The sequence below is a fragment of the Pseudomonas sp. lyk4-TYG-107 genome, assembly GCF_030209055.1.
Lineage (GTDB): Bacteria > Pseudomonadota > Gammaproteobacteria > Pseudomonadales > Pseudomonadaceae > Aquipseudomonas > Aquipseudomonas putida_A.
Genome location: NZ_JARVST010000026.1, coordinates 35979 through 62861, shown reverse-complemented (window position 1 = coordinate 62861; position 26883 = coordinate 35979). Strand labels below are relative to the sequence as shown.

Here is a 26883-nt window from a genome sequence, read left to right as displayed (position 1 = left end):
AAATTCATTCGGCTTTCAGTCAGGCTCAGCCGCGCGCGATGACCGCTGCGTCAGCTTCGACCTTCTCGGCCGCTTTCTCGCGGATCAGCTTTTCCAGCTCGTCCACCAGATTGTCATTCGTCAGTTTCTGCGACGGCTTGCCGTCGATGTAAATCAGGTTCGGCGTGCCGCCGGTCAAGCCGATATGGGCTTCCTTGGCTTCGCCGGGGCCGTTGACCACGCAACCGATCACCGCGACATCCAGCGGCACCAGCAGGTCTTCAAGGCGCCCTTCCAGCTCGTTCATGGTCTTGACCACATCGAAGTTCTGCCGCGAGCAACTCGGGCAGGCGATGAAGTTGATGCCACGGGAACGCAGATGCAAAGACTTGAGAATGTCGTAACCGACCTTCACTTCCTCGACCGGATCGGCCGCCAGCGAGATGCGGATAGTATCGCCAATCCCCTCGGCGAGCAGCATACCTAGGCCCACGGCGGATTTCACTGTGCCCGAACGCAAACCACCGGCTTCGGTGATGCCCAGGTGCAGCGGCTGGACGATTTCTTTCGCCAGCAGACGGTAGGCTTCGACGGCCATGAACACGTCGGAGGCTTTCACGCTGACCTTGAAGTCCTGGAAATTCAGGCGTTCGAGGTGCTCGACGTGACGCAGCGCGGACTCGACCAGTGCAGCCGGGGTCGGTTCGCCGTATTTCTTCTGCAGGTCTTTTTCCAGGGAACCGGCGTTGACGCCGATACGGATCGGAATCCCGCGGTCACGGGCGGCATCGACCACGGCACGCACCCGGTCTTCACGACCGATGTTGCCCGGGTTGATGCGCAGACAGTCCACACCCAGTTCGGCGACGCGCAGAGCGATCTTGTAGTCGAAGTGGATGTCGGCAACCAGCGGCACCTTGACCAGTTGCTTGATCCTGCCGAACGCCTCGGCGGCGTCCATGTCCGGTACCGAAACACGGACGATGTCGACGCCGGCGGCTTCCAGACGATTGATCTGGGCGACGGTGGCAGCCACATCATTGGTGTCGCTGTTGGTCATGCTCTGCACAGCGATGGGCGCATCGCCGCCAACAGGTACGTTACCGACCCAGATCTTGCGCGAAACGCGACGTTTGATTGGAGATTCGCCGTGCATGACTTATTGACCCAACTTCAGGCGAGCAGTCTCGCCACTGGTGAACGGAGCGATATCGACCGGTTGGCCGTTGTAGCTGACCTGTGCGGCGCGAGCCACACCCAGGCGCACCGCCAGTGGCGGTTTGCCGGAAACCGAAACGCTGTCGCCTTTATGTTTCAGACCGCTGAACAGCACTTTGCCGCGACCATCGGTGACCTGTGCCCAGCAATCGGCGGTGAACTGCAGTTGCACCTGGCCGTCGCCAGCCGCTGGGACAGCTGCTTCTGCGGTCGGCGCAGGGGTAGCCGCGACCACTGGTGCGGTGACCGTCGGCGCTGGTGTGGCCGGGGCATTCGGTGCCGGAGCCGCCACAACCGGAGCCGGTGTATGAACCGGTGCGGCTGGCGTGGTTGCAGCCGGGGCGGCGGGTGCGGTGGCCGGAGCAACCGGCTCGGCACCGGTCGATTCAGCGGTGGTTTCCGCTTGTGGCAGTGCCAGAGCTGTCGCGCCCTCGGCCTGACCTTCGGCCACGGCCTGGTCTTCCGGCTCGTCGATCGGGTGAATCTGTGTGGTGCCGTCGGCGCCTTCGACTTCAACGTGCTCCGGGGCCAGGCTGGTCACGTCCTTGCTGCGCTGCGAGGTCTGATCCTGCCACCAGACGAAACCGCCGCCGATGACCGCGATCAGCAACAGCAGGCTGACGATGCGCAAAATAGTGTGTGAAACCCGTACTGGCTCTTCGATACGGCCCAGCGCATGCACGTTGCTGCCCTGGGAGTCGGTGCCGGTGGACTGGTCGAATTGCTGAACCAGAACAGTCTGATCCATCCCGAGCAATTTGGCATAAGCGCGAATGTAACCGCGAGCGAAGGTATGCCCCGGCAGCTTGTCGAAAGCGCCAGCTTCAAGATTGCTCAGGGAAGTCACGGTGAGGTTGAGCTTGAGGGCCACTTCGGCCAGCGACCAGCCATTGCTTTCGCGGGCCTGGCGCAAAGTCTCACCGGGATTAACGCGAGTCGCTGCTACAACTTCGGGATGCGCCGCTTTCATCATTGCTCCGACAGGTATTGCTGATATTCCGGCGTACCGGGATAGAGTCGTTTTAATTGCAGGCCATAACTGGCGGCCTTGTCGCGATCTTCAAACACTTTTGCCAGCCGAACGCCGAGCAATAGACTACGTGCATTTTGCTCGGTTAGCAGGCTGAAACGGTCGTAATAGTCACGCGCGGGCACATAATGCCCGTCTTCGAAGGACAACTCAGCCATTTCCAGCAAAGCGCGCGGTTGTTGACGGTTCAGCCGCAGGGCTTTTTCCAGTTGCTGCTGTGCCAGATCCCGCTGACCGAGTTTCGAGGCGGTCATACCGAGGTTCTCGAAGACTCGCGAACGCTCAGGATACAGGGTATCGGCGGCTGCCTGCTCAAAACGCTCGTAGGCTTCCTTGTAACGCTGTTCTTCGTAGAGAAAACTGCCGTAGTTATTGAGGATTCGTGCATCGGTGGGACGCGAGGACAGGGCTTTGCGGAAATGTTCGTCGGCCAGCTTCGGCTCCATTTCGGCCTGGAACACCAGGCCGAGGGCAGCGTTGGCATCAGGATCGGAGCCGTCCAGCTCCAGCGCCTTCTTCAGCGGCACCTTGGCGCGCTCGGTCATCCCTTGCTGCAAGTATCCCAGTCCCAGCTGCACGTAAGCGGCACGCGCTTCGTCGCGGCCCTTGCTGGTCTTCATCGGGTTGTAGTCACCCGACAGGACACAACCAGCACACAGGCTGGCCATCAGCAACAGCAGCGCAAAGCGCAGGGACATAGAGATCCTCTCTTAGTTAGTGTTCGCGGCGTTCTGTGCCAGATCGCTGTCGGCGCTCAACTCGCGCACGGCGATGTAACGTTCACTGCGACGGGTGCGATCCAGCACCTGCCCTACCAATTGACCACACGCAGCGTCGATGTCTTCACCACGGGTGGTGCGGACAGTGACGTTAAAGCCGGCCTGATGCAACTGATCCTGGAACCGACGAATGGCATTGTTGCTCGGCCGCTCGTACCCGGAATGCGGGAACGGGTTGAATGGAATCAGGTTGATCTTGCACGGAATGTCTTTGAGCAGCTCGATCATTTCCACGGCGTGCTCAAGCTTGTCGTTGACGTCCTTGAGCAAGGTGTACTCGATGGTCAGCACGCGTTTCTCGCCCAGGGCGGACATGTAGCGCTGGCACGACTCGAGCAGCATCTTAAGCGGATATTTCTTGTTGATCGGCACCAATTGGTTACGCAATGCGTCATTCGGTGCGTGCAGAGACAACGCCAGGGAGACGTCGATGTGCTTGGCCAGCTCATCGATCATCGGCACCACGCCCGAAGTGGACAGGGTCACGCGGCGCTTGGAGATCCCGTAACCGAGGTCATCCATCATCAGATGCATGGCGGCCACGACGTTGTCGAAGTTCAGCAGCGGTTCGCCCATGCCCATCATCACCACGTTGGTGATGGCGCGGTCGATGGTGGCGGGAACACTGCCGAAGGATTTGTTGGCAATCCACACCTGACCGATGACTTCGGCGGCGGTGAGGTTGCTGTTGAAGCCTTGCTTGCCGGTGGAGCAGAAACTGCAGTCCAGGGCACAGCCTGCCTGGGACGAAACGCACAGAGTGCCGCGTTTGCCCTGGGGAATGTACACGGTCTCGACACAGCTGCCGGACGCCACGCGCACCACCCACTTGCGGGTGCCGTCGCTGGAAATGTCCTCGCTGACCACTTCGGGACCACGGACCTCAGCAATAGCCTTGAGCTTGTCGCGCAAGGCCTTGCTGACGTTCGTCATGGCGTCGAAATCATCGACGCCAAAGTGGTGAATCCATTTCATTACCTGACCGGCACGGAAACGCTTCTCCCCGATTGAGTCGAAGAATTTTTCCATTTCCGGCTGGGTCAGACCCAGCAGGTTTGTTTTAACAGTCGATGTAGTCATGGATTCACCTTCACTCTTTAAGCAATGCTTAGCGAGTGGTTACTTCAGTAGCTGCGAAGAAGTACGAGATTTCGCGAGCAGCAGCGGCTTCGGAGTCCGAACCGTGAACGGCGTTGGCGTCGATCGACTCGGCGAAGTCAGCACGGATGGTGCCGGCAGCAGCTTCTTTAGGGTTGGTAGCGCCCATCAGCTCACGGTTCAGAGCGATAGCGTTTTCGCCTTCCAGTACCTGAACAACAACAGGACCGGAGATCATGAAAGCAACCAGGTCGCCGAAGAAACCGCGCTCTTTGTGCTCAGCGTAGAAGCCTTCAGCTTCGGCTTTGGACAGCTGCTTCAGTTTCGAAGCTACAACGCGCAGGCCTGCTTTTTCGAAACGAGTGGTGATCTCGCCGATGACGTTTTTTGCAACAGCGTCAGGCTTGATGATGGAGAAAGTACGTTGAACAGCCATGGTGTAACTCCAGAAACAGTAATTTGCGAAAAATTAAACCCGCGAATTATACGCGGGTTCTTGGGTATTGCCTAACCTGCGAGGACGATCAGTCCAATTCTTCAGCCCAGAGCGTCTGAACCGCTTCCAACACTTTCTCGCCGACCCGGCCAGAGGTGTTGTCAAAATCCGGCAGCTCTTTGATCCATTGCTGCAGATCGACGAAATTGACAGAGAACGGGTCTACACCCGGCTTGGCTTCGGCCAATTCTTCGGCAATGCGTTGAACATCATTCCAACCGTAGCTCATGACAGTCTTACCAGTCAGTGCGGCGCTTCGGCCGCATGGTTAAGCGAATATTTCGGGATCTCGACGGTGATGTCTTCATCACCCACGATAGCCTGACAGGCCAGACGCGATTGCGCTTCCAGACCCCAGGCGCGATCGAGGAAGTCTTCTTCCAGTTCGTCGGCCTCTTCCAGCGAGTCGAAACCCTCGCGGATGATGCAGTGGCAAGTGGTGCAGGCGCAGACGCCGCCACAGGCACTTTCCATCTCGATGTGGTGCTCGTGAGCCAGCTCGAGAATCGAAGTGCCGGGCTCGGCCTCGACAACCATGCCTTCAGGGCAGAACTTCTCGTGGGGCAGAAAAATGACCTGCGGCATCAGATATCCTCGATTTCATTCAGATTGCGCCCCGACAGAGCGGCTTTCACCGTCAGATCCATGCGGCGGGCAGCAAAAGCATCGGTCACTTGCGACAGACGCTTGGTCTGCTGCTCGATGGCGTAACCATCAGTGCCTTTCATCAGTTCGGCCAGTTCCTGCATCTGCAGCTCGATGACCATGCGCTCCTCGGAGTCGAGCAAACGCTCGCCATCAGCCTCCAGAGCACCTTGCACCGCTTCGATCAGGCGCTGGGCATCGACTTGCTGTTCGCGCAGAACTCGGGCGACCTTGTCGTCATTGGCGTGCTGGAACGAGTCCTTGAGCATCTTGGCGATTTCGCCATCAGTCAGGCCGTAGGACGGCTTGACCTGAATGCTCGCCTCGACGCCCGAACCCAGTTCGCGGGCAGACACGCTGAGCAGGCCGTCGGCATCGACCTGGAAGGTCACGCGAATCTTCGCCGCACCAGCCACCATCGCCGGAATGCCGCGCAATTCGAAGCGAGCCAGGGAGCGGCAGTCGCTGATCAGCTCGCGCTCACCCTGCAGCACATGGATCGCCATGGCCGACTGGCCGTCTTTATAAGTAGTGAAGTCCTGCGCACGGGCGACCGGGATGGTGGTGTTGCGCGGAATCACCTTCTCCATCAGCCCGCCCATGGTTTCCAGCCCAAGGGACAGTGGAATCACGTCGAGCAGCAGCAGTTCGCCGCCATCACGCTTGTTGCCAGCCAGCGTATCCGCCTGGATCGCGGCCCCGATGGCCACCACTTGATCCGGGTCGATTTCGGTCAGTGGCTGACGACCGAAGGCTTCGGCGACGGCCTCGCGAACACGCGGCACACGGGTCGAACCACCGACCATGACCACGGCATGCACGTCTTCCAGCTCAATACCGGAATCACGCACAGCGCGGCGGCAGGCTTTCAGGCTGCGAGCAACCATCGGCTCGATCAGCGCATCGAAGGCTTCGCGGGTCAGCTGCGCTTTCCAGTCACCGTAGGCGACTTCAACGCTGGCCGCATCGGTCAGGGCTTCTTTGGCCGCACAGGCGGTTTGCAGCAGATTGCGTTGTGCGCCCGGGTCGAGATCGGCAGACAGGCCGGCGCTCTCGATAATCCAGCCGGCAATCGCGTGATCGAAGTCATCCCCGCCCAAGGCGCTGTCGCCGCCGGTGGCCAGCACTTCGAAAACACCGCCAGTCAGACGCAGAATCGAAATATCGAAGGTTCCGCCGCCCAGGTCATAGATTGCGACCAGACCTTCGGCGTGTTGGTCCAGACCATACGCCACGGCGGCAGCGGTCGGCTCATTGAGCAGACGCAGCACGTTCAGACCGGCGAGTTTCGCCGCGTCTTTAGTAGCCTGGCGCTGCGCATCGTCGAAATACGCCGGAACGGTGATCACCGCACCGACCAGCTCGCCACCCAGGGTCGCTTCAGCACGCTGACGCAGCACCTTGAGGATATCAGCGGAGACTTCGACCGGGCTTTTCGGGCCTTGTACGGTGTCGATGAACGGCATGTGCGATTCGCCGCCGACAAAGCGGTATGGCAGCTGCTCGCCCAATTGCTTGACGTCGGACAAACCACGCCCCATCAGGCGCTTGACCGACAGCACAGTGTTCAAGGGATCGGAGGACGCGGCCAGTTTGGCCGATTCGCCAACCTCGACGCGGTCGGCGTGATAACGCACGGCGGACGGCAGGATGACCTGCCCGTCAGCGTCGGCCAGTGGCTCGGAAAGACCACTGCGCAACGCAGCGACCAGCGAATTGGTAGTGCCCAAGTCGATTCCCACAGCCAGACGACGCTGGTGCGGTTGAGGACTTTGGCCGGGTTCGGCGATCTGCAGTAGGGCCATCGTGATCAGGACTTATCTGTATATCAGGCGTGCGACCGGAGCGGCACTGGGTTAATCGTCGAGGCGCTCTTCTAACTGGCGCACTTCGTAGGTGAGCTTGTCGAGGAACTGCATGCGCCGCATCAGGCGTTCGGCCTGTTCGCGTTGCGCTGCATCATCCCAACAGGCTGCGAAGCTTTCGTTCAACTGTTCCTGAGCCACCTTCAGGCGCCGCTTGAATACCGCGACACCGTCGAGGTCGGCGCTGTCCTGAAGGTCTTCGAGTTCTTCGCGCCATTGCATCTGCTGCAGAAGAAACTCGGGATCATGGACCGTGACTTCCATCGGCACTTCATGCCCGCTGATGGTCAGCAGGTAGCGTGCACGCTGGGCAGGACTCTTGAGCGTCTGATACGCGTCGTTAAGCCGCGCAGACTGCTCGAGCGCTGAGCGCTGCTCACGCTCGGAGGCGTCGGCGAAGCGGTCAGGATGAACACCGCGCGCCAACTCACGGTAGCGCGTGGCCAACTGCTCGAGATCCAGGCGAAAGCTCGGTTGCAGCTCGAATAAAGCGAAATGACAAGGAATACCCACGACAAGCCTCAGATGTTGAAGCTTTCGCCGCAGCCACATTCACCGCGTACGTTGGGGTTGTTGAACTTGAAGCCTTCGTTCAACCCTTCCTTGACGAAATCGAGCTCGGTGCCGTCCAGGTAGGCCAGGCTTTTCGGGTCGATGATCACTTTCTCGCCGTGACTTTCGAACACCTGATCCTCGGCAACCACCTCGTCGACAAACTCCAGCACGTAGGCAAGGCCGGAACAGCCCGTGGTGCGAACACCCAGACGAATCCCTTCACCTTTGCCGCGCCCGTCGAGGGAGCGTCGCACGTGTCGAGCAGCCGCTTCTGTCATGCTGATAGCCATCGTTGACTCCTTACTCGTCGCGCAATGCTTAGATCAAGCCTTTCTTCTGCTTGTAGTCGCGAACAGCCGCTTTGATAGCGTCTTCAGCGAGTACCGAGCAGTGGATTTTCACTGGCGGCAGAGCCAGTTCTTCGGCCAGCTGAGTGTTCTTGATGGTCTCGGCTTCGTCCAGCGTCTTGCCCTTCATCCACTCGGTGGCCAGGGAGCTGGAAGCGATTGCCGAACCGCAGCCATAGGTCTTGAACTTGGCGTCTTCGATAACGCCTTGATCGTTGACCTTGATCTGCAGACGCATCACGTCGCCGCACGCCGGAGCGCCGACCATGCCGGTGCCGACATCCGGGTCTTCCGCGTTCATCTTGCCAACGTTGCGCGGGTTTTCGTAGTGGTCGATGACCTTTTCGCTGTAAGCCATGGTGCTTAATCCTCACTCATCAGAGAGTCGCTCTTTAAGCCCTGCAACCTGGGGTCGCAGGGCCGGTTCGCGGCGACTTGAAATCAGTGTGCCGCCCACTCGATTTTCGAAATGTCGACACCGTCTTTGTACATGTCCCACAGCGGCGACAGAGCGCGCAGCTTGGTAACGGCCTCGCAGACTTTCTGCGCGGCGTAGTCGATTTCTTCTTCGGTGGTGAAACGGCCGAAGGTGAAACGGATCGAGCTGTGCGCCAGTTCGTCGTTGCGGCCGAGGGCGCGCAGAACGTACGAAGGCTCCAGGGATGCCGAGGTGCAGGCCGAACCGGACGATACCGCCAGATCCTTGAGCGCCATGATCAGCGACTCGCCTTCAACGTAGTTGAAGCTCAGGTTCAGGTTGTGCGGAACGCGGGCGGTCAGGCTGCCGTTGACGTACAGCTCTTCCAGATGCTCGACCTGCTTGTAGAAGCGGTCGCTCAGGGCTTTGATGCGCACGTTTTCGGCAGCCATGTCTTCCTTGGCTACACGGAACGCTTCGCCCATGCCGACGATCTGGTGGGTCGCCAAGGTGCCGGAACGCATGCCACGTTCGTGACCGCCACCGTGCATGGTCGCTTCGATGCGCACACGCGGCTTGCGGCTGACGTACAGCGCGCCGATGCCTTTAGGGCCGTAGGTTTTGTGGGCGGAGAACGACATCATGTCGACTTTCAGCTTCTGCAGGTCAATGTCGACCTTGCCAGTGGACTGAGCCGCGTCAACATGCAGCAGAACGCCCTTGGAGCGGGTCAGTTCGCCGATGGCAGCGATGTCATTGATGGTGCCGATTTCGTTGTTCACGTGCATCACCGACACCAGGATAGTGTCTTCGCGCAGTGCCGCTTCGATCATCGCCGGAGTGATCAGACCGTCTTCGGTCGGCTCGAGGTAGGTGACCTCGAAGCCTTCACGCTCCAGTTGGCGCATGGTATCGAGGACAGCCTTGTGTTCGATCTTGCTGGTGATCAGGTGCTTGCCCTTGGAGCCATAGAAATGCGCCGCACCTTTGATCGCCAGGTTGTCGGATTCGGTGGCGCCGGATGTCCAGACGATTTCACGCGGATCGGCGTTGACCAGGTCGGCCACCTGACGACGGGCGTTTTCGACGGACTCTTCAGCTTTCCAGCCGAACACGTGGGAACGGGACGCCGGGTTACCGAAGTTTCCGTCGACCAGCAGGCATTCACTCATCTTTTGCGCAACGCGCGGATCGACCGGGGTGGTCGCAGAGTAATCAAGGTAAATCGGCAATTTCATGGACTATCTCCTAAATCAGGCTGGCTGGCGTGCCGCTAGCTCTTTGGCTGTCATTCGACGGCGGACGCTTCAATCTTGTCCAGGCGCGGCGCCTTGCCATTGCAACGACGCTGATCCTGACGCTGGGCCACTTCCTGCACCTCACGGCGAGTTACGAGGTCGGCCAAGCTGATACCGCTGAGAAATTCGTGAATCTGCAGGCTCAGGTCGCACCACAGGTGATGAGTCAGGCAGGTGTCGCCGGAATGGCAATCGCCCTGGCCCTGGCACTTTGTAGCATCGACCGATTCGTTGACCGCATCGATCACCTGAGCCACCTGGATGCCCTGCATGTCGCGCGACAGCTGGTAACCACCGCCTGGACCGCGAACGCTGGAAACCAGGTTGCTGCGGCGCAGCTTGGCGAAAAGCTGTTCGAGATAGGACAGGGAGATGCCTTGGCGCTCGGAGATATCGGCCAGGGACACCGGCCCGTGCTGCGCGTGCAACGCCAGGTCAAGCATGGCGGTCACGGCGTATCGGCCTTTTGTAGTCAGTCGCATGGACAGTTACCACGGAGTTCGGAATGGGCGGGAGTATGCAATTCCCGAGCATTTAAGTCAACTATAAGACCTAGTGCTTTAGTCAGGTTTACCCGCAAAAGAGCGCGCGCATCATAGCAAAGGCTGGCGGCGTACAGCCAGCGCAACCGCGAGATCGTTCTTCGCGAGCAGGCTCGCTCCCACATTGGAAAGCATTCACCAGCGGGAGCGAGCCTGCTCGCGAAACGCGGCGCCCCGGTTTAGCTGGCCTGGCTCTGATCCTTGCCCTTCACGCAGGCAAAGTCTTCTTCGCGCAGCTCAGGCAGATCTTTCGCACAGTAATTACTGCCCAGATCCTTCAGCGCGCCGCACATCCCTTCCAGCCGTCCATCCACCGCTTGCAGGTGATCGAGCAACTGACCGATGGCACGGGCCACCGGATCGGGCATGTCTTCGCTGACACCATAAGCATCGAAGCCGATCTTCTCAGCCATCGCCTTGCGCTTGGCGTCCTGCTCTTCATCGGACTTGACGATGATCCGCCCCGGAATCCCCACCACTGTGGCGCCCGGCGGCACTTCCTTGGTGACCACTGCGTTGGAGCCGACTTTGGCGCCAGCCCCTACCGTGAACGGGCCGAGCACTTTGGCGCCAGCACCAACCACCACGCCATCACCCAGCGTCGGGTGGCGCTTGCCTTTGTTCCAACTGGTACCACCGAGGGTTACGCCCTGATAAATGGTCACGTCATCGCCGATCTCGGCGGTTTCACCAATGACGATGCCCATGCCGTGATCGATGAAGAAACGCCGACCGACCTTGGCACCCGGATGAATCTCGATCCCGGTCAACCAACGACCGAAGTTCGACACCAGTCGCGCCAGCCATTTCAGCTCGTTGCGCCACAGCATCCCGGCCAACCGATGAATCCAGATCGCGTGCATACCGGGGTAGCAGGTCAGGACTTCAAAAGCGTTACGCGCCGCCGGGTCTCGATGGAATACGCTCTGGATATCTTCACGCAAACGCTCAAACATCATTCAGTCCTTCCGCTTAAGAAGCTCACCACGGGCCGCTTTTTGGGTTTCCGTGAGGATGCCACGCAAAATATTCATTTCCGCCCGGCTGACCGAGCTGCGTCCGTACAATCGGCGCAGGCGCGCCATCAAGTGCCGTGGCTTTTCCGGATCGAGGAATTCGATGGCAACCAGCGTCTGCTCCAGATGCTCGTAAAAGCGCTCCAGCTCATCCATGGTCGCGAGCTCGGCGCTTTTCACCGAGGCCACTTCTTCTTTCTCGATCTTGGTCGGCTGCCCTTGAGCGGCCAGCCAGGCCATGCGCACTTCGTAGCTCAACACCTGCACCGCCGCCCCGAGGTTCAACGAGCTGAACTCAGGATCGGAGGGGATGTGCACGTGAAAGTGACATCGCTGCAGCTCCTCGTTGGTCAGGCCGGAGTCTTCACGACCGAACACCAACGCGATTTGTGCGCCCTGCCCCGCTTCCTCGACCACTTTGCTCCCGCATTCGCGGGGATCGAGCAGCGGCCAGGGAATGCGCCGGTCACGGGCGCTGGTGCCGAGCACCAGATTGCAGCCGACCAGGGCGTCTTCCAGAGTGGCGACGACTTGCGCGTTTTCAAGGATGTCACCGGCACCGGAAGCACGCGCATCGGCTTCGTGATGCGGAAACAGGCGCGGTTCGACCAGCACCAGCCGCGACAGACCCATGTTTTTCATGGCGCGCGCGGCCCCGCCGATGTTGCCGGGGTGGCTGGTATTGACCAGGACGACACGAATGTTCTGCAGCAAGGGAGGCGCTCTCGGACACAGGAAAGGGGTGCAAATCTTACAGAACAGCCTACCGTTAAGCTATGAAAGCGAACAGCGACCTTCACCTGAAGAAAAGTTCTGATAGAATGCGCGGCTTTCTTTAACAACCTTAGGTGACACATCCATGCAGCCCATGCTGAATATCGCGCTGCGCGCCGCCCGCAGCGCCAGTGAACTGATCTTCCGCTCCATCGAGCGCCTGGATACCATCAAGGTCGACGAAAAAGACGCCAAGGATTATGTATCCGAGGTCGATCGCGCCGCCGAACAGAAAATCATCGATGCTCTGCGCAAGGCTTACCCGAATCACTCGATCCAGGGCGAAGAGACCGGCATGCACGTCGGTAACGGCATCGAAGGCGAAGAGTACCTGTGGATCATCGATCCACTGGACGGCACCACCAACTTCCTGCGTGGCATTCCTCACTTTGCTGTCAGCATTGCCTGCAAATACCGTGGTCGCCTGGAGCACGCAGTGGTTCTGGATCCGGTTCGCCAGGAAGAATTCACCGCCAGCCGTGGTCGCGGCGCTCAACTGAACGGTCGTCGTCTGCGCGTCAGCGGTCGCACCAGCCTCGACGGCGCTCTGCTGGGCACTGGCTTCCCGTTCCGTGACGACCAGATGGACAACCTCGACAACTACCTGGGCATGTTCCGCGCCCTGGTTGGCCAGACTGCCGGCATCCGCCGCGCCGGCTCCGCCAGCCTGGACCTGGCCTACGTGGCTGCCGGTCGTTTCGACGCGTTCTGGGAATCGGGTCTGTCCGAGTGGGACATGGCTGCAGGCGCCCTGCTGATTCAAGAAGCTGGCGGCCTGGTGAGCGACTTCACCGGCGGTCACGATTTCCTTGAAAAAGGCCACATCGTTGCCGGCAATACCAAATGCTTCAAGGCAGTACTGACGGCGATCCAGCCGCACCTGCCGGCTTCGCTGAAGCGCTAAGCTTCCTGCGAAAAGCAAAAAGCACCCTTTGGGGTGCTTTTTTTATGCCTGGAATTCGATCTTCAGATCACCAAAACCTTCATGTGGGAGCGAGCCTGCTCGCGAATGCGGTATGCCAGCCGACATCAATATTGACTGTCAGAATGCATTCGCGAGCAGACTCGCTCCCACAAGAAATCCGGGTTTAGCCAGAAATTCCGGGCACAAAAAAGCACCCCGCAGGGTGCTTCTTGTTAAACAGTCGGTCCTTACTGAGCCGGCTGATTCTGCGACAGAATCAACTTGCCTTCCTTGTCGACCGGAATCTGGTTGCCCGGATCGCGATCCATCCGCACTTTGCCTTCCTTGCCATCGAGCGAATAACGCACGTCGTAACCGACAACCTTGTCGCTGATGTCATTCACGGTGTTACAGCGAGTCTGGGTGGTGGTGTAGGTATCGCGGTTCTGCATGCCTTCCTGCACCTTGTTACCGGCATAACCGCCACCGACCGCGCCAGCGACCGTGGCAATCTTCTTGCCGGTACCGCCGCCGATCTGGTTACCCAGCAAACCACCCGCTACCGCACCAATCGCGGTACCGAGGATCTGGTGTTGATCCTTGACCGGCGCCTGGCGGGTTACAGCAACATCCTTGCACACTTCACGTGGAGTCTTGATCTGTGTTTTGACCGGTTCTACGGCCAGCACTTGCGCATACTCAGGGCCGCTTTTAACCAGGCTGTAGGTGGCAACAGCACCCCCGGCAGTCACACCGACAGCACCCAATACCGCACCAACCAGCAACGACTTGTTCACATGAACCTCCTGACCATCACATGCGGGACGCGCCCGCGCTTCTCCCAGCCTTGGAGCATAAAAAAAGGCGCGAGTTCAACTCGCGCCTTTTTCGGGCTGACAACCGGTGAAGCGATGGCCGTTATGGACGGTCGTCGACTTCCTTCTCGGTGTTGGCCGGAGGAATCAGATCCTCGGTGCTCAGGTTCAGCCAGATCAGCACCACGTTCGCGATGTAGATCGACGAGTAGGTACCCGCCAGAACGCCGATGAACAGGGCGATGGAGAAGCCGAACAGGTTGTCGCCACCGAAGAACAGCAGCGCAGCGATCGCCAGCAAGGTGGAGATCGACGTTGCCATGGTCCGCAGCAAGGTCTGGGTGGTCGAGATGTTGATGTTCTCGATCAACGAAGCCTTGCGCAGCACACGGAAGTTTTCACGAACCCGGTCGAACACGACGATGGTGTCGTTCAGCGAGTAACCGATGATCGCCAGTACCGCCGCCAGCACCGTCAGGTCGAAGGTGATCTGGAAGAACGACAGGATACCGACAGTCACGATCACGTCGTGAATCAGCGAAACGATAGCGCCGACCGCGAATTTCCACTGAAAGCGGAAAGCCAGGTAGATCAGGATGCCGCCGAGCGCCAGGAGCATGCCGAGGCCGCCCTGGTCGCGCAGTTCTTCACCGACCTGCGGGCCGACGAACTCGACGCGCTTGACCGTCGCCGGGTTGTCGCCGCCGACTTTCTGCAGCGCGTCTGCTACCTGATGACCCAATTGCGGGTCTTCACCCGGCATGCGCACCAGCAGATCGGTGGTCGCACCGAAGTTCTGCACGATGGCTTCGTGGTAACCGGAAGTCGCCAGTTGCTCGCGCACTTTGGTGACGTCAGCCGGACGCTCGTAGGTCAGCTCGATGAGCGTACCGCCGGTGAAGTCCAGACCCCAGTTCATGCCCTTGTGGAAAACGCTGAACAAGGCCAGAACGGTGAGAAACACAGTGACGCCGAACGCAAAGTTGCGAACGCCCATGAAGTTGATTGTACGTAACATGGCAGCCCCTTAAATCCACAACTTCTTGAAGTCACGTCCGCCGAAGATCAGGTTGACCATTGCGCGGGTCACCATGATGGCCGTGAACATCGAGGTAAAGATCCCGAGGGACATGGTCACTGCGAAGCCCTTCACCGGGCCGGTGCCCATGGCGAAGAGGATGCCGCCGACCAGCAGAGTGGTCAGGTTGGCGTCGAGAATCGCGGTGAATGCCCGGCCGAAGCCTTCGTTGATTGCACGCTGCACGGTCATGCCGGCGGCGATCTCTTCACGGATCCGCGAGAAGATCAGCACGTTGGCGTCGACCGCCATACCCATGGTCAAGACGATACCGGCGATACCCGGCAGGGTCAGCGTTGCACCCAGCAGCGACATCAGCGCCAGCAGCAGCACCATGTTCACCGCCAGTGCGACCGTGGCGATCACACCGAAGAAGCGGTAGATGGCGATGATGAACAGCGAGACGAACAGCATGCCCCACAGCGATGCATCGATACCTTTGGTGATGTTGTCAGCACCCAGGCTCGGACCGATTGTGCGCTCTTCAGCGAAGTACATCGGCGCGGCCAGACCACCGGCACGCAGCAGCAGTGCCAGCTCGGACGATTCGCCCTGGCCGTTCAGGCCGGTGATACGGAACTGCGCACCCAGCGGCGACTGAATGGTCGCCAGACTGATGATCTTCTTCTCTTCCTTGAAGGTCTGAACCGGCACGTCTTTCTCGACGCCGTCGACAACCTGCTTGGTGTAAGTGGTCACCGGACGTTGTTCGATGAAGATCACCGCCATGCTGCGGCCCACGTTCGAACGGGTCGCGCGGCTCATCAGCTCGCCACCGTGACCGTCCAGACGGATGTTCACTTCTGGTGTGCCGTGCTCGCCGAAACCGGCCTTGGCGTCGGTCACCTGGTCACCGGTGATGATCAGGCCACGCTCGATCTGCGCAGGAGGACGCTTGCCTTCACGGAACTCGAAGGTCTCGGAAGTGGCTTTCGAAGCACCCGGCTCTGCAGCCAGACGGAACTCAAGGTTGGCCGTCTTGCCGAGAATACGCTTGGCTTCGGCAGTGTCCTGCACGCCCGGCAGCTCAACCACGATGCGGTTGGCGCCCTGACGCTGAACGATCGGTTCGGCAACACCCAGCTCGTTGACGCGGTTACGTACCGTGGTCAGGTTCTGCTTGATGGAGTATTCACGGATTTCCGCCAGCTTGGCCGGGGTCATCGCCAGACGCAGCACCGGTTGACCGTTGAGGTCGGCCGGAACAATGTCGAAATCGTTGAAGTTCTTGCGGATCAGCGCACGGGCCTGTTCGCGGGAGTCAGCATCGCTGAAGCCCAACTGAATGGCGCCGCCCAGTTGTGGCAGGCTGCGATAGCGCAGCTTCTCTTTGCGCAGCAGGCTCTTGACGTCGCCTTCGTAGACTTTCAGGCGGGCGTCGAGGGCTTTGTCCATGTCCACTTCCAGCAGGAAGTGCACACCACCGGACAAGTCCAGACCCAGCTTCATCGGGTGCGCGCCCAGGTTGCGCAGCCATTGCGGGGTGGTCTGTGCCAGGTTCAGTGCGACGACGTAGTCATCACCCAATGCCTTGCGCACAACGTCCTTGGCCGGCAGCTGGTCTTCAGCCTTGGTCAGACGGATCAGACCGCCCTTGCCGTTGGCGGCCAGCGAAGCTGCCTTGACGTTGATCCCGGACTCACGCAGCGCGGTGCTGACGCGATCCAGATCGGCCTGATTGACCTGCAGTGCCGTGCTGGCGCCGCTGATCTGAATGGCCGGGTCATCGGGGTATAGATTGGGAGCGGAATAAATCAGACCGATCGCCAGCACCGCCAGGATCAGAATGTATTTCCACAGAGGATATTTGTTCAGCATCACGCCGCCCGTTATGAACGCGGGGCGCCTTGCGCGCCCCGTCGATTGAGTAGAAGTTGGAACCTTAGATCGCTTTCAGCGTGCCTTTTGGCAGCGTGGCGGCGATGGCGCCCTTCTGGAACTTCATTTCCACGGTGTCGGAAACTTCCAGAACCACGAAGTCATCGGCCACTTTGGTGATCTTGCCGGCGATGCCGCCGGTGGTGACCACTTCGTCACCCTTCGCAAGGCTGCTCAGCAGGTTCTTCTGCTCTTTGGCGCGCTTGGCCTGTGGACGCCAGATCATCAGGTAGAAGATGACCAGGAAACCGACCAGGAAAATCCACTCGAAGCCGCCGCCCATTGGGCCTGCAGCAGCCGGTGCAGCTGCGTCAGCCATGGCGTTAGAGATAAAAAAGCTCATTTAGCACTCCAGTTGCAAATGTTGAATCTTGGGGTCAGAAAACTCAGTCCAAAGGCGGAACGGGGAGCCCGCGTTTGGCGTAGAAGGCATCGACAAAGGCGGCCAATGTACCCTGTTGAATAGCCTCGCGCAAACCAGCCATCAGCACCTGATAATGGCGCAAGTTATGGATGGTATTGAGCATGCTGCCGAGCATTTCGCCGCACTTGTCCAGGTGATGCAGATAAGCGCGGGAGAAGTTCTGGCAGGTATAGCAATCGCAGGTCGGATCCAGCGGCGAATCATCATGGCGATGGAACGCGTTACGGATCTTCAGCACGCCTGTGTCAATGAACAGATGCCCATTGCGGGCATTACGGGTTGGCATCACGCAATCGAACATGTCCACACCGCGGCGCACACCCTCAACCAGATCTTCCGGTTTGCCAACGCCCATAAGGTAACGAGGTTTGTCAGCCGGCATCATGCCCGGCAGATAATCCAGCACCTTGATCATCTCGTGCTTCGGCTCGCCCACCGACAGACCGCCGATGGCCAGGCCGTCAAAACCGATCTTGTCGAGGCCTTCCAGCGAGCGCATGCGCAGATCCTGGTGCATGCCACCCTGAACGATACCGAACAGCGCCGCGGTGTTGTCGCCATGCGCGTTTTTCGAGCGCTGGGCCCAACGCAGCGACAGCTCCATGGATACGCGAGCGACATCTTCGTCAGCCGGGTACGGCGTGCACTCGTCGAAGATCATCACGATGTCGGAACCGAGATCGCGCTGCACCTGCATCGATTCTTCCGGGCCCATGAACACTTTCGAGCCGTCGACCGGGGAGGCGAAGGTCACGCCCTCCTCCTTGATCTTGCGCATCGCGCCCAGGCTGAACACCTGGAAACCGCCGGAGTCGGTGAGGATCGGGCCTTTCCACTGCATGAAATCGTGCAGGTCGCCGTGTTCCTTGATCACCTCCGTGCCCGGGCGCAGCCACAGGTGAAAGGTGTTGCCCAGAATGATTTCCGCGCCAGTGGCGACGATGTCACGCGGCAACATGCCCTTGACCGTGCCATAGGTGCCCACCGGCATGAAGGCCGGGGTCTCGACGGTGCCACGCGGGAAGGTCAGCCGACCACGACGAGCCTTGCCATCGGTGGCAAGCAGTTCAAAGGACATGCGACATTCGCGACTCATTCTGTTTCCTCTGGGCCTGTGTGTTCAGGGGCAGTCGGGGCGGGATTACGGGTGATGAACATCGCATCACCGTAGCTGAAAAAGCGGTAGCCGTTGTCGACGGCGGCTTTATAAGCGGCCATGGTTTCGGGATAACCGGCGAACGCCGAAACCAGCATCAACAGCGTGGATTCCGGCAAATGGAAGTTGGTGACCAGGGCGTCGACCACATGGAACGGCCGGCCCGGGTAGATAAAGATGTCGGTGTCGCCACTGAACGGCTTGAGCACGCCATCGCGCGCGGCACTTTCCAGCGAACGCACACTGGTGGTGCCCACGGCAATCACCCGCCCGCCACGCTCACGGCACGCGGCAACGGCGTCGACCACGTCCTGGCCGACTTCCAGCCACTCGCTGTGCATGTGGTGATCTTCGATCTTGTCGACGCGCACCGGCTGGAACGTCCCCGCACCGACGTGCAGCGTGACGAACGCGGTCTCGACGCCCTTGGCGGCAATCGCCTCCATCAGCGGCTGATCGAAATGCAGCCCCGCCGTCGGCGCCGCCACCGCCCCCAGGCGCTGGGCGTACACGGTCTGATAGCGCTCGCGATCCGAGCCTTCATCCGGGCGGTCTATATAAGGAGGCAACGGCATGTGCCCGACGCGATTGAGCAGCGGCAGCACTTCTTCAGCAAAGCCCAGCTCGAACAGCGCATCGTGACGCGCGAGCATCTCGGCTTCGCCACCGCCGTCGATGAGGATCTTCGAACCCGGCTTCGGCGACTTGCTGGAGCGCACATGGGCCAGCACGCGGTGCGAATCGAGCACGCGTTCGATGAGGATTTCCAGCTTGCCGCCCGAGGCTTTCTGCCCGAACAACCGCGCCGGAATCACCCGGGTATTGTTGAATACCATCAAATCGCCCTGGCGCAAATGCTCAAGCAAATCAGTGAATTGACGGTGTGCAAGGGCGCCGCTCGGCCCATCAAGGGTCAGCAGGCGACTAGCGCGACGCTCGGCCAACGGGTGGCGGGCGATCAGCGAATCAGGAAGCTCGAAGGTAAAGTCAGCAACGCGCATGATGGGGTTCGTCTAGCAGGGCCGGAAAGTCTAGCGGAATTATCAAAAATTGACCATGAAACGTGATTGACCAACGGTAATCACCTCTCTATACTTCGCCGCCATTGAGCCCTGATGGCGGAATTGGTAGACGCGGCGGATTCAAAATCCGTTTTCGAAAGGAGTGGGAGTTCGAGTCTCCCTCGGGGCACCAAAATTAAGAAAGGTCTTGCTTAGCAAGGCCTTTTTTTTCGTCTGTCGGAAAGTGCCCCCTCTCCACTCAATGGCCACCTGCTCACCAGCGACGAGACCGGTTGCGCGATAAACTTGGCGAAGTATTGATCGCTAAAAGCGAAGAACTTCAGACGCTCGCCACAAGCTCAAAGCCTGCTGGCGATTTCTTGCCACATATGGTCGTAGTTGTATTTCAACCAACGAATCAGCAACTTGTCGAACAACCTGCGAAACCAATTACGCTGCCGCGCCACAAGCCTTTCCTCTATCTCGCCCCTGAGCCAATCAGGGTCAAAACCTGTCCAGACAGTCGGCAAGACCGCTGCAATGTTCATAAAGCACACCGGCGCTACTTCTGAATAAAAAATCTCGTAGAGCACCGCTGGATCGACGCCTTTTAGCTGGCATGCGATGTAATCGTAATCAGTGGGAAAATGGTTGAACGGTTCGGACAGTGCAGCTCTAACGTTTTTCAGTTGTGGTTCATTCAGAAAATGCTCCAACGGGAAAACCCCTCCATTTGCGTTCCACTGGCGCGGCGCAGTTCAAACGACGAGCCGATACAGGAACTCAGATATCTGGATCAGGCGCACGCGGGGCTTGAACAACTCCCCCAAACAAACGCTCAGCTATCTGACGACCTCGTTCCTGGCCCTCCTCCGTCAACCAGATCGATTTGTTCCTGTTTACCGGATTACTGATGAGACCCTGTTCATGCAATCGGTTCATGACTTCAAAATCGAATCCTTTCCATGCATTGCCGTCGTCGGAACTGAAAGCGGCCAACAGGGCAAGCACAGCCTCTTCAATCAACTTTTCGTCGTATTCCATGATCGTCGCTCCGCTCATGTGTCTGAACTAACGTTGAGTTTGTCTGGCACCTCATACTCGCTGGCTATCCTGAGAAACTCGTTCTGTTGCTTAGGTCATTGAATGTCTCGGCGCTGTCCGTGCAACCTGTTTTGCCTAAGGACTGCACCTGATGCGTCCGCTCAGTATAATCACGCCCGCCCGCACGCGGTCTGCCGCCCGTAGCGGCTTTCGTTGGTCGTTCCGACTTTCAAGACTCATGCTTAAGGACCTCCAAGGCCAACCATGGAAAAGTCACTGGAAACCGTCGCCCTGTTCTCTCTCAAACTCGCTTACGAGGAGGAAGGCCTGAGCCCGATTCTGCGGGATGACATGGTTATGGGTGACTATCAGAAAGACGTTTTCGAACTGCTGGTGCGCCGGGGTGATGTCGAGACCATCCAGTTCAAGATGAACGAGTGCCTGGGCTTGGCGATGGATGCGTTGGGCGGCGTCGAGAAACCGCTGGGGCGGGAGCTGCACAAGCTGTCAGCCGATTTCAGTCAGGCGCAGTCGCTGGAGCAGCTTGATCAACCGCTCCTCGCGCTCAAGGGTTATCTGAAAGACATTCTTTGATCAGTTGCTTCACGCGCTGACCTTTCAGCGTCGAGCCTTCAAAACCCGAATATCCGTGGGAAATCCATCCGCCCCCACAATCTTCTTCCAGCCCACATACTGAAACTCGCCCCGCTCATCGATGTAATCGCCCTTCTCCACCGACCGGCCACCGACGATCGCCACGCGTTTTTCCTCGCCACAGCCGCCATCCGACGGGCGCACGGTATAGATCACATACGGCTTCACGTATTGCGTGGCGCGGAAGTGTTGGCCGCAGATTTCGTCGACGGTGATCAGCATGGTTTTCAGGCGGGCTTCGCCGTCCATGTCTTCGTGGAGTTTGAGGAAGGAGATGTCGCCGACGTCGCTGTAGCCGAGTGAACGGGCGCGTTTGTATTCGGGGGAGTTCTGGTGGGCGATGCGGCCTTGTTCGGCGGACTGGTTCATTCTGGCGGCGAACTCGGCATTGCCTTGCGCAATGGTTGCCTCGGCTTGGCCGGCGACGTTTTCGCATTGCGCGAATTCGCGGGAGCCGAGGTATTGGGGCGTCAGGTTCGAGCGGCGCTGGTTCATGCTCCGCAGGCTGTTGTCGAGGTCGCCGATCACCTCATAGGCGCTGGGTACGCGACCGCTTTGGACGTCGGCGATTTTCTCCTGCATTCGCTGGCAGTTGGCGAGGTAATACTGCCAGCTGCTTTCCGGGGGCTCCTTCCACTCGGCGAATGCCGGGGTAATGACAGCGGCGCAGGTGATTGCACAGAGCAAGCGCAGAACAGAAGCGGCTTTTGGCATGAGTAGTCCATTACAGGAATCAAGAAAGTGGCGCGACGCTACTATTTTGCTATCGTGCCGTCCACTGTCGGCAAGGTGCCGAGCGTTTGTACCGTGACGGGTTTCGAAGGATGGATACGATGGATGTTGTGTTTTTCTTTATCGCCTGGATAGGCATGTGGGTCTGGGTCGTCAGGCAGCGTGGTGCGTGGAATCTGCTACTCGCCAATGTGTTGGGTGCGGCCAGCGGCATGATTGTCGGCCTGGTGGTTTCGCAGCTTTGTGTCGGTCTGTTCGGCTCTAGCCGGCCACCGATCCCGGGGGTCATGGGATCGCTTCTGGAAATGCTGGCGACTGCCGCGGCGCTGACCGGCGTATGGATGCTGGTGGCCCGTCGCTCGCAGGTCGAACACCCTGTCGCGCGTCAGCTACTGGCCGGCCTTTGCGGCGTTGTGGCCGGCATAACGGCGATCATGTTTTTTGTTCAGATCAATCCGCCCAATCTCGGCATGTGAATGTCTTCGTGGCGTCAGACCTCTATTTTGATATCTTGCCGTCCATCTTCAGCACTCACCGCCAGTGAGTGCTGTTTTGCAGGCTATTGAAGGGTTAAGGAAAGGATCGAATGGAGTTTCTGAGTTTTCTGGCATTTATCGCCGCCTGGGGTTTGATGTGGCGCTGGGTGGTGAAAAACCGCGGCAGCTGGAATCTGTTTTACGGCAACATCGTTGGCGCGGCGGGCGGTTTTATCGTCGGCATGGTGGTGCTGTCGATCTTCCTGTCGTTGTTCCCGTCCGCGCATAAAGCCGAAAAGGCGCCAGTCGAAGACGTGATCGCACAGAACGATGTCACCACCAGTCTGTTGCCCGAAGCCGAGTCGGATTCAACGTCCGCGGTGCTGGAAAACGCGCCGGGCTTTGCCGCGATCGAGCCGGATAACCAACCTTCTCCGCCGGATTCCGCACTGCTGCCGAATTACGCCAGCCGGGCGCCGAAATCGATATCGGAAAAAACCGTCCTGGATCAGAGCGACGCGCAGGGCCGTAAAGCGCTCACCGCGCTGCGCGACAAGCTTGGGCAAAATGCCGACAGCGATAAATCGATGCTCGCGTATGTCATGTGCGGCACGGTGGTCACCAGCACACTGCGCTTCCCAGCGTCGGAGCGCTTCGCCGACAGTTCTGCCATTGTCACCAAGCGCTTCAAGAATCAGGTCTACACCCTCAGCAACAAGGTCACCGCGCGCAACATGAACGGCGATGACGTCACTTATCGCTTCGACTGCTCGGTGCAGGAGCAACCTGCGTCCGCCGAATGGCGACTGCTGGCGCTGAAGCTGCAGAAGGCTGACTCTTAAGCCTCGTTTAAGGGTTCAAGGCGCCGGCTGCGCTATCATCGCCAGCCTGTGCGTCTTGAGCTTTGCCCCTGAATGTCCCCGATACCTGCTGACCTGAATCCGCTGCCTCCCGTCTTGGCCGGCCCACTGCTGCGCCGGCTGGAAACCACGCGCGTGGTGCTGTGGGTGGTCGGTACGCGTCAACTGTCGCTGACGTTGCGCCTGCAAGGCGTAGGAGACATCCCTCTCGATGCCGGGAAGTGCACGGTCATTCCTGTAGGCCGTCATGCGTTCGTTCATTTGATTGACGTTGTGCTCGACAGCGCCCTGCCCTGCGACACCGTTGTGGGTTACGACTTGCTGATCGATGGCCAGCAGCGAATTGCCGACTGGGCACCACATCTGGTGTATGGCGATGCTACTTGCCCGAACTTTGTCGTGCGCTCACGGATTGATCAGTTGCTGCATGGCTCCTGCCGCAAGCCACATCATCCGGCGGCAGACGGTCTGCTGTGCGTCGATCAACTGCTGTCTGGCGAAACCGATCCACAACAACGCCCCGCCCTGTTGATGATGAGCGGCGACCAGATCTACGCCGACGATGTTGCCGGCCCGATGCTGCGGGCGATTCATGCGTTGATCGAGCGCCTCGGTCTGTTCGACGAATACCTCGACGGTGCCGTAGTCAGCGACAGCGCCAAACTCTACGAACACCCGGCCAGCTACTACCACCGCGCGGATCTGTTACCGGCGCTGGAGAGCAACGAGACCTTGCGCGAGCGATTTTTCGGCGGTGCGCGCAAGCCGATTTTCACCAGCAGCAGCGCCGACAATCATCTGGTCACGTTCGCCGAAGTGATGGCGATGTACTTGCTGGTGTGGTCGCCGGTTGCCTGGACGCTGATCAATCCTGCTGTTCCGTCCCTGACGCCTGAACGCTTGAAGCGCTACACCCTGGAGCAAACCCGCATTGATGGCTTCAAGGCCGGTTTGGGCAACGTCGCCCGAGCCTTGGCGCACCTGCCGAGCCTGATGATTTTCGACGATCACGACATCACCGATGACTGGAATCTTTCCGCGCAATGGGAGGAAACCGCCTACGGCCATCCGTTCTCCAAACGCATCATCGGCAACGCCTTGATTGCGTACATGTTGTGCCAGGGTTGGGGCAATAATCCGGATGCGTTCAAGGATGTGCTGGAGAACACACGACGTCTGAGCGCCAGCGGTAACGATCGTTATCTCGACAGCCCGGTGCAGGACGCGCTGATCGATGACTTGCTGCGCTTTCAGCATTGGCATTTCGTGCTGCCGAGCAGCCCGGCGCTGGTAGTGCTCGACACCCGCACCCGGCGCTGGCGCAGCGAGATGGCACTCAAGCAACCCTCCGGTTTACTGGACTGGGAAGCGCTGAGCGAACTGCAGCAGGAACTACTTGATCATCCGTCAGCAATCATCGTTTCACCGGCGCCGATCTTCGGCGTGAAGCTGATTGAAACCGTGCAGAAGGTTTTCAGCTGGTGCGGCTATCCGCTGCTGGTCGACGCCGAAAACTGGATGGCTCATCGCGGTGCGGCGCAGGTAATCCTGAACATTTTCCGACACACCCGCACACCCGGAAACTACGTGGTGCTGTCCGGCGATGTGCATTATTCCTTCGTCTACGAAGTGCTTATCCGACATCGCAAGGCCGGGCCACGGATCTGGCAGATCACCAGCAGCGGGATCAAGAACGAGTTCCCGAAAACCCTGCTGGAATGGTTTGACCGCCTCAACCGCTGGCTCTACTCGCCGCGCTCGCCGTTGAACTGGTTCACCAAACGCCGACGCATGCGCATCATGCCCTATACCCCGGAACATGCCGAAGCGGGTGAACGGCTGTGGAATTCGGCGGGGATCGGCCAGGTATTTTTCAATGCGCAGGGGCAGCCGAGCGAGATCATTCAGCACAATTCGAACGGGGCGCTGAAGACGCGGATGCTGGCGCCGGAGTTGGGGGATTATCCTGATTGATATGGTTTCCTTTTGCCCATAGTGAGATTGCAATGACGATACCTTCGCGATTACTTATCACCCGCGACAGCGTACATGCCGGCGATGATTGCGAGGCTCCCCATGCGCGCTGGATCAACCTGCAAGTGAGTGAAACCCTGGAGGATGCCCTGCGCCTACTACTCCACAATGGTTATCTGCCAAGCATTGCTGGTGGATGTGCGACCTGGATCGTACGCGGCCCTCAGGCCCTAGCTGTAGTTGCCCAACAATGGCGGGAGCCGCGTTTTCTGGTCGACGCCCAGTCGACACTGGTCAATTTGGAAGAGTTGAGATTTGTATATTGGTGCCAGGTAGATCCAGAGATTGTTTTCGACTGCCTGCTAACAGGCGCCGAACTTCCTGACAGATACAGCGGATTTAAGACGTCAAAGTAGTCGGAAGGGGATTACAGTTTTTAAGGAAACATCTCTGGAATCGCTGGTTCATACTCTGCCTCCCTTACACAGGAAGCAGAGCCATGCGAAAAAGAAAGCCAGACCCTTTAGAAATCGATACAACGACTTACCTTTTAAGCTCCCCGGCCAATGCTAGAAGGCTGCTGAGATCTATCGCAGAAATGCACAATGGAATTCGTGCAAATACGGACGCCTCTTCGTTCAATTTCGTGCCTCTCAGTCAGTTGAGACCGCCAGCCCCACACCTCTGACAATCATCCCCACCTCCCGCTCATCAATCGTCAGCGGCGGCAACAGCCGTATCGTCTTGCCACGCGTCACGTTGATCAGCAATCCATGATCCCGCGCCGCAATCAGCGTCAGATCGCGAATCGGCTGTTTCAACTCGATGCCGATCATCAAGCCCTGCCCGCGAATCGCCAACACATTGGGGTTGTCTGCCAGTTCGGCGCGCAGGCGGGTCAACAGGCGCTCACCCTGCACCCGGACATTTTCCAGTAAGCCCTGTTCTTCGATGATATCCAGCACCGTGCAACCGACCCGGCAGGCCAGCGGGTTGCCGCCGAAGGTGCTGCCATGGCTACCGGGCGTGAACAGGTCCGCCGCTCTGCCCCGCGCCAGACAGGCGCCGATCGGCACACCGTTGCCGAGGCCTTTGGCCAGGGTCATGACGTCCGGCACGATACCTTCATGCTGGAACGCAAACCACTGACCGGTGCGGCCGATGCCGGTCTGGATTTCGTCGAGCATCAGCAGCCAGGCGCGCCGATTGCACACTTCCCGCAGAGCTTTGAGGTAGCCGGGCGGCGCCAGTTGCACGCCGCTTTCGCCCTGGATCGGCTCGACCAGAATCGCCACGATGCGCTCGCCATGCTTTTGCTGCAGCTGATCCAGCGCCGCCAGATCACCGAAAGGCACTTTGACGAAATCCCCCGGCAGATCATTGAAGCCCAGCCGCACCGCCGGGCCATCACTCGCCGACAACGTGCCCAGCGTGCGGCCATGAAATGCGTTGGCCATGACCACCACCAGCGGCTGTTCAATACCCTTGCGCCAGCCGTACAAGCGCGCAAGTTTCAGTGCGGTTTCGTTAGCCTCAGCACCCGAGTTATTGAAGAACGCGCGATCCATGCCCGACAGCTCAGTCAGCCGTTTGGCCAGTTGCTGCTGCCAGTCGATGCTGTACAGATTGGAGGTGTGCAGCAGCATTCCGGCCTGCTCACTGATGGCCGCGACGATCCGTGGGTGCGAGTGCCCGACATTGGTCACCGCAACCCCGGCGACGGCATCCAGGTATTCACGACCGGCCTGATCCCACAGGCGAGTGCCCAGACCTCTGGTGAAACTCAGAGCCAGCGATTGGTAGGTGTTCATCAGGGCGGCGGTCATG

31 protein-coding genes and 1 tRNA gene are annotated in these 26883 nt (G+C 59.2%); 7 read left to right on the top strand and 25 right to left on the bottom strand.

The features are described from left to right. Window positions 1-25 precede the first annotated feature (25 nt). The 15 genes from ispG to trmJ form a co-directional block, all read right to left on the bottom strand. Window positions 26-1135, bottom strand: coding sequence for a flavodoxin-dependent (E)-4-hydroxy-3-methylbut-2-enyl-diphosphate synthase (gene ispG / locus QRN61_RS21330; RefSeq protein WP_007964434.1), 1110 nt, complete (start codon window positions 1133-1135; stop codon window positions 26-28). A gap of 3 nt (window positions 1136-1138) precedes the next feature. Continuing rightward, window positions 1139-2167 carry a RodZ domain-containing protein gene (locus tag QRN61_RS21325; protein ID WP_285375325.1) on the bottom strand — a complete coding sequence of 343 codons (1029 nt, stop codon included), beginning with the start codon at window positions 2165-2167 and terminating at the stop codon, window positions 1139-1141. Further along, the gene (gene pilW / locus QRN61_RS21320) at window positions 2167-2925 is read right to left on the bottom strand and encodes a type IV pilus biogenesis/stability protein PilW (RefSeq protein WP_285375323.1); all 759 of its coding nucleotides are present in this window, start codon (window positions 2923-2925) and stop codon (window positions 2167-2169) included. Before pilW ends, QRN61_RS21325 begins: the two co-directional genes overlap by 1 nt. Before the next feature lie 12 nt (window positions 2926-2937). Continuing rightward, window positions 2938-4086, bottom strand: coding sequence for a dual-specificity RNA methyltransferase RlmN (gene rlmN / locus QRN61_RS21315; RefSeq protein ID WP_003227893.1), 1149 nt, complete (start codon window positions 4084-4086; stop codon window positions 2938-2940). Window positions 4087-4114: 28 nt separating this feature from the next. Beyond that, window positions 4115-4540: a nucleoside-diphosphate kinase gene (gene ndk / locus QRN61_RS21310; RefSeq protein WP_007964426.1), complete on the bottom strand. Its 426-nt coding sequence runs from the start codon at window positions 4538-4540 to the stop codon at window positions 4115-4117. Between the two features lie 88 nt (window positions 4541-4628). Further along, a complete protein-coding gene (gene iscX / locus QRN61_RS21305) occupies window positions 4629-4829 on the bottom strand; it encodes a Fe-S cluster assembly protein IscX (protein WP_008084655.1) in 201 nt (66 codons plus the stop codon). 14 nt (window positions 4830-4843) lie between these two features. Next, window positions 4844-5185 (bottom strand): ISC system 2Fe-2S type ferredoxin, encoded by a 342-nt coding sequence (fdx, locus tag QRN61_RS21300; RefSeq protein WP_285375313.1) that lies wholly within the window; start codon window positions 5183-5185, stop codon window positions 4844-4846. Then, entirely contained in the window at window positions 5185-7050 is a 1866-nt protein-coding gene (gene hscA / locus QRN61_RS21295) for a Fe-S protein assembly chaperone HscA (RefSeq protein WP_103367341.1), read from the bottom strand. The genes fdx and hscA overlap by 1 nt, the downstream gene beginning before the upstream one ends. Before the next feature lie 51 nt (window positions 7051-7101). Continuing rightward, a complete protein-coding gene (gene hscB, locus QRN61_RS21290) occupies window positions 7102-7623 on the bottom strand; it encodes a co-chaperone HscB (protein WP_003227901.1) in 522 nt (173 codons plus the stop codon). An 8-nt stretch (window positions 7624-7631) separates the two neighbouring features. Further along, the gene (gene iscA / locus QRN61_RS21285; protein WP_003227904.1) at window positions 7632-7955 is read right to left on the bottom strand and encodes an iron-sulfur cluster assembly protein IscA; all 324 of its coding nucleotides are present in this window, start codon (window positions 7953-7955) and stop codon (window positions 7632-7634) included. A 28-nt stretch (window positions 7956-7983) separates the two neighbouring features. Then, the gene (gene iscU, locus QRN61_RS21280; RefSeq protein ID WP_003227907.1) at window positions 7984-8370 is read right to left on the bottom strand and encodes a Fe-S cluster assembly scaffold IscU; all 387 of its coding nucleotides are present in this window, start codon (window positions 8368-8370) and stop codon (window positions 7984-7986) included. Window positions 8371-8453: 83 nt separating this feature from the next. Next, window positions 8454-9668, bottom strand: coding sequence for an IscS subfamily cysteine desulfurase (locus tag QRN61_RS21275; protein WP_007964423.1), 1215 nt, complete (start codon window positions 9666-9668; stop codon window positions 8454-8456). Window positions 9669-9718: 50 nt separating this feature from the next. Next, a complete protein-coding gene (gene iscR, locus QRN61_RS21270; protein ID WP_007956690.1) occupies window positions 9719-10210 on the bottom strand; it encodes a Fe-S cluster assembly transcriptional regulator IscR in 492 nt (163 codons plus the stop codon). 239 nt (window positions 10211-10449) lie between these two features. After that, window positions 10450-11226 (bottom strand): serine O-acetyltransferase, encoded by a 777-nt coding sequence (gene cysE / locus QRN61_RS21265; protein ID WP_025109222.1) that lies wholly within the window; start codon window positions 11224-11226, stop codon window positions 10450-10452. Window positions 11227-11229: 3 nt separating this feature from the next. Beyond that, the gene (trmJ, locus tag QRN61_RS21260) at window positions 11230-12000 is read right to left on the bottom strand and encodes a tRNA (cytosine(32)/uridine(32)-2'-O)-methyltransferase TrmJ (RefSeq protein WP_027612138.1); all 771 of its coding nucleotides are present in this window, start codon (window positions 11998-12000) and stop codon (window positions 11230-11232) included. Between the two features lie 145 nt (window positions 12001-12145). On the opposite strand from trmJ, the gene suhB reads away from it, so the two are divergent. Next, window positions 12146-12964 carry a type III secretion system regulator SuhB gene (gene suhB, locus QRN61_RS21255; RefSeq protein ID WP_003227916.1) on the top strand — a complete coding sequence of 273 codons (819 nt, stop codon included), beginning with the start codon at window positions 12146-12148 and terminating at the stop codon, window positions 12962-12964. Between the two features lie 248 nt (window positions 12965-13212). On the opposite strand, the gene QRN61_RS21250 is transcribed toward suhB, so the two are convergent. The 6 genes from QRN61_RS21250 to queA form a co-directional block, all read right to left on the bottom strand. After that, entirely contained in the window at window positions 13213-13761 is a 549-nt protein-coding gene (locus QRN61_RS21250; protein WP_027612139.1) for a glycine zipper 2TM domain-containing protein, read from the bottom strand. A gap of 121 nt (window positions 13762-13882) precedes the next feature. After that, a complete protein-coding gene (gene secF / locus QRN61_RS21245; RefSeq protein ID WP_096795519.1) occupies window positions 13883-14797 on the bottom strand; it encodes a protein translocase subunit SecF in 915 nt (304 codons plus the stop codon). Between the two features lie 9 nt (window positions 14798-14806). Continuing rightward, window positions 14807-16675, bottom strand: a complete 1869-nt coding sequence (secD, locus tag QRN61_RS21240; protein WP_096795518.1) for a protein translocase subunit SecD — start codon at window positions 16673-16675, stop codon at window positions 14807-14809. A 64-nt stretch (window positions 16676-16739) separates the two neighbouring features. Beyond that, the gene (gene yajC / locus QRN61_RS21235; RefSeq protein WP_003227923.1) at window positions 16740-17078 is read right to left on the bottom strand and encodes a preprotein translocase subunit YajC; all 339 of its coding nucleotides are present in this window, start codon (window positions 17076-17078) and stop codon (window positions 16740-16742) included. A gap of 43 nt (window positions 17079-17121) precedes the next feature. After that, window positions 17122-18237: a tRNA guanosine(34) transglycosylase Tgt gene (tgt, locus tag QRN61_RS21230; protein ID WP_161794909.1), complete on the bottom strand. Its 1116-nt coding sequence runs from the start codon at window positions 18235-18237 to the stop codon at window positions 17122-17124. A gap of 14 nt (window positions 18238-18251) precedes the next feature. Further along, on the bottom strand, window positions 18252-19316 hold the full coding sequence (gene queA / locus QRN61_RS21225) for a tRNA preQ1(34) S-adenosylmethionine ribosyltransferase-isomerase QueA (RefSeq protein WP_285375302.1): 1065 nt from the start codon (window positions 19314-19316) through the stop codon (window positions 18252-18254). A gap of 108 nt (window positions 19317-19424) precedes the next feature. Here queA and QRN61_RS21220 point away from each other — a divergent pair. Continuing rightward, window positions 19425-19509 (top strand) — tRNA-Leu (locus QRN61_RS21220). A 166-nt stretch (window positions 19510-19675) separates the two neighbouring features. Here the strand turns inward: QRN61_RS21220 and QRN61_RS21215 are convergent. Next, on the bottom strand, window positions 19676-20032 hold the full coding sequence (locus QRN61_RS21215; RefSeq protein ID WP_115988957.1) for a DUF7079 family protein: 357 nt from the start codon (window positions 20030-20032) through the stop codon (window positions 19676-19678). Window positions 20033-20099: 67 nt separating this feature from the next. After that, complete coding sequence (locus QRN61_RS21210; RefSeq protein WP_027612145.1) at window positions 20100-20360, bottom strand: DUF6429 family protein; 261 nt, start codon at window positions 20358-20360, stop codon at window positions 20100-20102. 264 nt (window positions 20361-20624) lie between these two features. Here QRN61_RS21210 and QRN61_RS21205 point away from each other — a divergent pair, with 264 nt between their 5' ends. Next, on the top strand, window positions 20625-20954 hold the full coding sequence (locus QRN61_RS21205) for a hypothetical protein (RefSeq protein WP_027612146.1): 330 nt from the start codon (window positions 20625-20627) through the stop codon (window positions 20952-20954). Window positions 20955-20978: 24 nt separating this feature from the next. Here QRN61_RS21205 and QRN61_RS21200 read toward each other — a convergent pair whose 3' ends face one another. After that, complete coding sequence (locus tag QRN61_RS21200) at window positions 20979-21728, bottom strand: hypothetical protein (protein WP_285375298.1); 750 nt, start codon at window positions 21726-21728, stop codon at window positions 20979-20981. Between the two features lie 119 nt (window positions 21729-21847). Here QRN61_RS21200 and QRN61_RS21195 point away from each other — a divergent pair, with 119 nt between their 5' ends. The 4 genes from QRN61_RS21195 to QRN61_RS21180 all read left to right on the top strand — a co-directional run bounded on the left by QRN61_RS21195 (window position 21848) and on the right by QRN61_RS21180 (window position 25472). Continuing rightward, on the top strand, window positions 21848-22222 hold the full coding sequence (locus QRN61_RS21195; RefSeq protein WP_115988955.1) for a hypothetical protein: 375 nt from the start codon (window positions 21848-21850) through the stop codon (window positions 22220-22222). A gap of 110 nt (window positions 22223-22332) precedes the next feature. Continuing rightward, complete coding sequence (locus QRN61_RS21190) at window positions 22333-23064, top strand: hypothetical protein (protein WP_285375296.1); 732 nt, start codon at window positions 22333-22335, stop codon at window positions 23062-23064. Window positions 23065-23136: 72 nt separating this feature from the next. Next, window positions 23137-25056: an alkaline phosphatase D family protein gene (locus tag QRN61_RS21185; RefSeq protein ID WP_285375294.1), complete on the top strand. Its 1920-nt coding sequence runs from the start codon at window positions 23137-23139 to the stop codon at window positions 25054-25056. A gap of 32 nt (window positions 25057-25088) precedes the next feature. Further along, complete coding sequence (locus tag QRN61_RS21180) at window positions 25089-25472, top strand: hypothetical protein (protein ID WP_097086172.1); 384 nt, start codon at window positions 25089-25091, stop codon at window positions 25470-25472. 237 nt (window positions 25473-25709) lie between these two features. Here the strand turns inward: QRN61_RS21180 and QRN61_RS21175 are convergent, their stop codons facing one another. Then, window positions 25710-26882 (bottom strand): aspartate aminotransferase family protein, encoded by a 1173-nt coding sequence (locus tag QRN61_RS21175; RefSeq protein ID WP_285375292.1) that lies wholly within the window; start codon window positions 26880-26882, stop codon window positions 25710-25712. Between the last annotated feature and the right edge of the window lies 1 nt (window position 26883).

Coding starts and splice junctions, on each gene's coding strand:
- secD (WP_096795518.1), bottom strand. CDS start 16,675: ATGCTGAACAAATATCCTCTGTGGAAATACATTCTGATCCTGGCGGTG.
- ispG (WP_007964434.1), bottom strand. CDS start 1,135: ATGCACGGCGAATCTCCAATCAAACGTCGCGTTTCGCGCAAGATCTGG.
- tgt (WP_161794909.1), bottom strand. CDS start 18,237: ATGTCCTTTGAACTGCTTGCCACCGATGGCAAGGCTCGTCGTGGTCGG.
- QRN61_RS21185 (WP_285375294.1), top strand. CDS start 23,137: ATGTCCCCGATACCTGCTGACCTGAATCCGCTGCCTCCCGTCTTGGCC.
- yajC (WP_003227923.1), bottom strand. CDS start 17,078: ATGAGCTTTTTTATCTCTAACGCCATGGCTGACGCAGCTGCACCGGCT.
- QRN61_RS21190 (WP_285375296.1), top strand. CDS start 22,333: ATGGAGTTTCTGAGTTTTCTGGCATTTATCGCCGCCTGGGGTTTGATG.
- iscR (WP_007956690.1), bottom strand. CDS start 10,210: ATGCGACTGACTACAAAAGGCCGATACGCCGTGACCGCCATGCTTGAC.
- fdx (WP_285375313.1), bottom strand. CDS start 5,185: ATGCCGCAGGTCATTTTTCTGCCCCACGAGAAGTTCTGCCCTGAAGGC.
- suhB (WP_003227916.1), top strand. CDS start 12,146: ATGCAGCCCATGCTGAATATCGCGCTGCGCGCCGCCCGCAGCGCCAGT.
- queA (WP_285375302.1), bottom strand. CDS start 19,316: ATGCGCGTTGCTGACTTTACCTTCGAGCTTCCTGATTCGCTGATCGCC.
- cysE (WP_025109222.1), bottom strand. CDS start 11,226: ATGTTTGAGCGTTTGCGTGAAGATATCCAGAGCGTATTCCATCGAGAC.
- iscX (WP_008084655.1), bottom strand. CDS start 4,829: ATGAGCTACGGTTGGAATGATGTTCAACGCATTGCCGAAGAATTGGCC.
- QRN61_RS21175 (WP_285375292.1), bottom strand. CDS start 26,882: ATGACCGCCGCCCTGATGAACACCTACCAATCGCTGGCTCTGAGTTTC.
- iscU (WP_003227907.1), bottom strand. CDS start 8,370: ATGGCTTACAGCGAAAAGGTCATCGACCACTACGAAAACCCGCGCAAC.
- pilW (WP_285375323.1), bottom strand. CDS start 2,925: ATGTCCCTGCGCTTTGCGCTGCTGTTGCTGATGGCCAGCCTGTGTGCT.
- QRN61_RS21205 (WP_027612146.1), top strand. CDS start 20,625: ATGGAAAAGTCACTGGAAACCGTCGCCCTGTTCTCTCTCAAACTCGCT.
- ndk (WP_007964426.1), bottom strand. CDS start 4,540: ATGGCTGTTCAACGTACTTTCTCCATCATCAAGCCTGACGCTGTTGCA.
- rlmN (WP_003227893.1), bottom strand. CDS start 4,086: ATGACTACATCGACTGTTAAAACAAACCTGCTGGGTCTGACCCAGCCG.
- QRN61_RS21325 (WP_285375325.1), bottom strand. CDS start 2,167: ATGAAAGCGGCGCATCCCGAAGTTGTAGCAGCGACTCGCGTTAATCCC.
- iscA (WP_003227904.1), bottom strand. CDS start 7,955: ATGGCTATCAGCATGACAGAAGCGGCTGCTCGACACGTGCGACGCTCC.
- QRN61_RS21210 (WP_027612145.1), bottom strand. CDS start 20,360: ATGGAATACGACGAAAAGTTGATTGAAGAGGCTGTGCTTGCCCTGTTG.
- QRN61_RS21180 (WP_097086172.1), top strand. CDS start 25,089: ATGACGATACCTTCGCGATTACTTATCACCCGCGACAGCGTACATGCC.
- QRN61_RS21200 (WP_285375298.1), bottom strand. CDS start 21,728: ATGCCAAAAGCCGCTTCTGTTCTGCGCTTGCTCTGTGCAATCACCTGC.
- QRN61_RS21195 (WP_115988955.1), top strand. CDS start 21,848: ATGGATGTTGTGTTTTTCTTTATCGCCTGGATAGGCATGTGGGTCTGG.
- hscA (WP_103367341.1), bottom strand. CDS start 7,050: ATGGCCCTACTGCAGATCGCCGAACCCGGCCAAAGTCCTCAACCGCAC.
- QRN61_RS21275 (WP_007964423.1), bottom strand. CDS start 9,668: ATGAAATTGCCGATTTACCTTGATTACTCTGCGACCACCCCGGTCGAT.
- secF (WP_096795519.1), bottom strand. CDS start 14,797: ATGTTACGTACAATCAACTTCATGGGCGTTCGCAACTTTGCGTTCGGC.